This window comes from Halochromatium sp. (genome assembly GCF_046541315.1).
GTDB lineage: Bacteria > Pseudomonadota > Gammaproteobacteria > Chromatiales > Chromatiaceae > Lamprobacter.
Genome location: NZ_JBKHDN010000205.1, coordinates 1 through 4,812 on the forward strand (window position 1 = coordinate 1; position 4,812 = coordinate 4,812).

General features: G+C 66.8%; 5 protein-coding genes. 3 read left to right on the plus strand and 2 right to left on the minus strand.

All coding sequences use genetic code 11. The features are described 5' to 3' along the window. Positions 1-263: hypothetical protein (locus ACLFQI_RS11585; RefSeq protein ID WP_410759497.1), on the minus strand; the 263-nt coding region annotated here is incomplete at its 3' end. Between the two features lie 21 nt (positions 264-284). After that, complete coding sequence (pufB, locus tag ACLFQI_RS11590) at positions 285-428, minus strand: light-harvesting antenna LH1, beta subunit (RefSeq protein WP_410759499.1); 144 nt, start codon at positions 426-428, stop codon at positions 285-287. Positions 429-874: 446 nt separating this feature from the next. On the opposite strand from pufB, the gene ACLFQI_RS11595 reads away from it, so the two are divergent. The 3 genes from ACLFQI_RS11595 to ACLFQI_RS11605 are packed head-to-tail and all read left to right on the plus strand — an operon-like array spanning position 875 to position 4,587. After that, entirely contained in the window at positions 875-1,369 is a 495-nt protein-coding gene (locus tag ACLFQI_RS11595) for a circadian clock KaiB family protein (protein WP_410759501.1), read from the plus strand. Between the two features lie 9 nt (positions 1,370-1,378). Next, a complete protein-coding gene (locus ACLFQI_RS11600) occupies positions 1,379-3,841 on the plus strand; it encodes an ATP-binding protein (RefSeq protein ID WP_410759503.1) in 2,463 nt (820 codons plus the stop codon). Positions 3,842-3,885: 44 nt separating this feature from the next. After that, on the plus strand, positions 3,886-4,587 hold the full coding sequence (locus ACLFQI_RS11605) for a response regulator transcription factor (RefSeq protein ID WP_410759505.1): 702 nt from the start codon (positions 3,886-3,888) through the stop codon (positions 4,585-4,587). Positions 4,588-4,812 lie beyond the last annotated feature (225 nt).

The window sequence follows — 4,812 nt, forward strand, 5'->3', positions numbered from 1 at the left end:
GCGGGCTCGGCCGCTGCCGGGGCTGCCTCTTCTGCCGCGGCTTCGGGCTCGGCCGCTGCCGGCGCTGCCTCTTCTGCCGGAGCCTCGACGGTCGCGGCCAGGAAGTTGTACTTGCTGCCATCCGCGAGCACGAACGAATGCACCGCCAAGGCGGTCAGCAGCACGACGATCATGATCGGTAGCAACCAGACGCCTGGATGGACGACGGTCCAGAGCAGGTAATCGCGCTCTTTCGGTTTGTAATCAAACACTTTTTGGAACATGACTGAAGACCTCGTTCGCGATCAGAACCAAGGCTTCCAAGCCAGGACCAAGAGGTGGGCGACGGCGGCGATGCCGACGAATGCCGTGTAAACGATCTTGAACTGTTCGTGGAACTCTTTCGCTTGCTCCGGGCTCAGGCCGGAAAGGCTCTTCGAATCTGCCATTGTTTCGCCCTCCAATAAGGAGTCAGGGGTGTCATGTGCCGCCCGCAGGCAGCGGTTTGCCGCTCTCGGGCGGCGGGTTGTCGCTGCGTGCACAGCCACAGCGCGCAAACAGTGCCTGATCGAACTGGATCAGCGTCGCATCCGGTTGCCAGGTCGGTTTCCCGTCGGTCGATCGGTCTGACGCTGTCCTGCTGCGGTCCTCAGCCGCAGGCTCGTTGTCCGTAAGTCTAGCTAGACATACAGGGATGTCAAGAAAGAATGACAGGTATTTTTACCTGATCCCGAATCCCGAGGCCTGCGGCCAGGATCGCTCGCTCATGAGACGGGCAAACCGACCGCTCATCGAGCCAGAGACGCGCGGCGACCGAACGGAAGATCGAACTGGCCAGAATGCGCTAGGCTTGCTCCTGAGTCGCGCTGCACGAGGAGCGTCCGGCACAACCCGAATGCCCGCAGAACGCATGCACGCCAACGAAGCGACCCTCGCCGAGAGCGAGAACCGGATCAACGGAGGGATTTCAGCGATGAATGCCACCCGAGCGCCAGGCGGCCCGCATGCGCAACCATCGACACCGATGCCATCGGCGGACGCCGCGCGGGTGACGCGCACACCCTCGGGCACACCGCCGGACGCGGCGGTTGACGCCAGTTATGTGCTCACGCTGTATGTCGCCAGCCTGTCTCCGCGCTCGGTGATGGCCATCCGATCGGTCAAGGCCATCTGCGAGAGGCATCTCAGCGGCCAGTATTCGCTGGAAATCGTCGATATCTGCGACCATCCTTCGCTCGCCAAGCACGATCAGATCGTCGCCGTTCCCACGCTCATCAAACGACTCCCTCTGCCGCTGCATCGGATCATCGGCGACATGGCCGATGAGCATCGGGTGTTGATCGGACTCGATCTGAGCCGCCGGGGCGATAGACAGCCCTCCCAGACTTGACCGCCGCCGATGCGCCTACCGTTCACCGTCAGCACCGCGCCCGCAACGCCCGCCCCGAACCCCGCGGAGAACGCCGCCCTGCGGGCCGAAAACCAAGCGCTGCGCGCGCGCCTGGAGGAAGCCGAGGAGACCTTGCGGGCCATTCGCGAGGGCGAGGTCGATGCGGTCATCGTCAGCGGCAGCAAGGGCGATCGGGTCTTTTCGCTGAGCGAAACCGAGAACCTGCATCGGCTCATGGTCGAGACCATGAACGAGGCCGGACTCGCCACCTCCACCGATGGCCTGCTGCTCTATGTCAACAATCGCGCCGCCGCGCTGCTCGGGCGCCCCCGCGGCCACCTGCTGGGACGCTCGCTCGAGGAACTGGTGGTCGCGGCCGACGTGCTGCGGCTCCGTCGGCTCCTGGATGCCTCCCACGCCGATACCGCCGACGACCGCGTCGTGTTTCGCGCCGCCAGCGGCGCGGAGGTGCCGATGCATCTCTGGGCGAGCCGGCTGCCGCGCTCGGGCGAGGCGGTGATCTGCCTGGTCGGCACCGATCTGACGCGACTCGAGTCGGATCAGGCCATCCTCAACCAACTGCGCGAGCACCAGCAGGCGCTCAAGGACTCGCGCGCCGAGGCCTTGAATCTCTTGGAGCAGGCCCTCGTCGCGCGCGAGCAAGCCGCCGAGCTGGCGCGCGAGTTGCGCGCGAGCGATCGGCGCAAGGATGCCTTTCTCGCCACGCTCGCGCATGAGCTGCGCAATCCGCTCGCGCCGATTCGCAACGCCCTCGAGATCCTGCGGCTGTGCGAGGCGAACCCCGTCGCCAGTGGCGAGGCGCGGGCGATGATGGGGCGCCATTTGGAGCATTTAGTGCGCTTGGTCGACGACCTCATGGATGTCTCGCGCATTACCCACGGCAAGATCGAGCTGCTCAAGGAGCCCCTGGAGTTGGCCAGCGTGATCGCCAGCGCGGTGGAGACCGTGCAGCCCCTGCTCGCCCAATCCGGACAACGCCTGCGGGTGGAACTGCCGCCAGAGCCGGTCTGGCTCGACGGCGATTCGACCCGGCTCACGCAGATCTTTGGCAACCTGCTCAACAACGCGATCAAGTACACCGCTAGCGGTCAGACGATCCGCATCGGCGCCCGCTTGCGGCCACCGGCCGAGATCGACATCGAGGTCGAGGATAACGGGGTGGGCATCTCGGCGGAGGTGCTTCCGCATGTCTTCAACATGTTCGCTCAGGGTCCGGGGTCGCTGTCCCAACCGCATGGCGGGCTCGGGATCGGCTTGACCCTGGTGCGCACGTTCGTCGAACTGCATGGCGGTCAGGTCGCGGCCTTCAGCGCCGGCCGCGACCAAGGCAGCCGCATCCAGGTGCGGCTGCCGCTCGCCGCCAGCGCGCGCGTGACCTCCGCGGCGCCGATTCGCGCACCGGTTCGCGTGCCGGTTCGCGTGCCGGTTCCGGCGCCCGTCCAGACAGCCGCCCCCCCGCCGCCCGACGCCGTTGACGGCGCGCCCACCGCTGTCGATCTCGCCGGGCGCCGCATCCTCGTCGTCGATGACAATCAGGACGCGGCCACCAGTTTGGCGCAGGCGCTTAGGCTCAAGGGCGCCGAGACGCGCGTCGCCTTCGCCGGTGACGCCGTGCTGAACAGCCTCGCGCAGGCCCGCGCCGAGGTGGTGATCCTGGACATCGATATGCCCGCTCCCGATGGTCACGAGGTGGCGCGCCGGATTCGCGCCAACCCGGCCTGGGACGTCATCCGGTTGATCGCGATGACCGGGCTTGGCAACGCCGACGTGCGGCGGGACTCGCTCGCGGCCGGCTTCGATCACCACCTGGTCAAGCCGGTTTCCTTCGAGGTGCTCGAAGCGCTGCTGGTCGCCACGCCGAACGAGACACCGAACACGACGCCGGGCGGCAGGCCGGGCAACGGGCCGGCGCCCGTGCTCGCCGGCGACGAACCGCCACCGGTCCCGTCGCCGCCGGTCTCGCCGCTTCCGGTCTCGCCGCTGCCGGTCTCGCCGCTGCCGATCTCGTTGCTCCGGGCCTTGCCGACCACGAGTCCCGCAGGTCTCCCACCGGCGCCGGACGCGCCGGCGGCGGAGCCTGCCAACGAGCGCATCACCTCGCTCCTGCACGACCTGGCGCAACCCTTGAGTTCGGTCCGCTGCCTGGCCATGGTGGCCCGCAGACTGACCGAGCAAGCGCATCCCCAAGGCTTTCCCCAGGGTCATCCCCAGGATCATCCCCAGGGTAATCCCCAGGGGCAGCCTCAGGACCACCGTTCCCAGGATTGCCTTCGGAGTCCACCGTTGCACGAGTCCCTAGCTGGGATCGACGCGCAAATCGCGCACGCGAGCGAACTGTTGACACAGCTGCGCGACCTATTCAAATCCCCACAAACCGAGGCGAACGCGGCGCGCGATAACCTCTCTGACCAAACCCCATTGAACCGGCCCGCGCGCAACCTGGGGCGGTGAGCCGGTACCATGGGGTCATGCCAGCCGTGGCCAATCTTATAACTATGAATCACGAACCCATTGTTTATATCGTCGATGACGATCTCGCCCTGCGCGAGGCCCTGCGCATGCTCTTCGAGTCGGTGTCGCTGCGGGCGGTCGCGTTCAACAGCGGCGTCGAGCTGCTGGACTCCGGCCTGCTACAAGAGACGCGCGTGGGCTGCCTGCTCGCCGATGTGCGTCTCCCCGGCATCAGCGGCATCACCCTGCTCGAACGCTTGCGCGAAGCGGGCATCGAGATCCCCACCCTGGTGATCACGGCCTATGGCGACATCCCGATGGCGGTCCGGGCGATGAAGCTTGGCGCCGTCGATTTCATCACCAAGCCGTTCAACCCGCAGACGGTGCTGGAGCTGGTGCAAAAAACCCTCGACGACGCTCAGGCCTCGGCGCTGCCTCGGGCTCCAACGCCGGCCTCGACCATGGCGCCAACCACGGCGCGGCAGGCTGCGGAGAAACTGCTCGCCGGGGTCGATGCAGACCTGCTGGAACGCTATCGCACCCTGACTCCACGCGAACAGCAGGTGTTCGAGCAGATCACCGCCGGCAAGACCAACCGCATGGTGGCCGATGAACTCGGCATCAGCGTGCGGACGGCGGAATTCCATCGCGCCGGGGTGATGAAAAAGATGCAGGTGCAAAACCTGGCCGAGCTAACGCGCGCCTGTCTCAGCCTCCAGGATCACCTGGTCAGCGAGTCCGATTGACGAACCGGCCCGACGCCCAGCCCGGCACCCAGTCCAGCATCCAGCCCAGCACCCAGCTCAACCGGCTTCGCGCGCGGCGGTCCAGCCGGCGGTTTTGCGTGCGAGCGCGCCGCGCCTGCGAGTGACAGGCGGCGTCAGCGGGCGCGGACTGGGCGCAGCCTGTCGCGCGCGTGCGACGCCAATGCTCGCTGCGGATAGGTCCGCTCGCTATCTTGGCGTATCCTG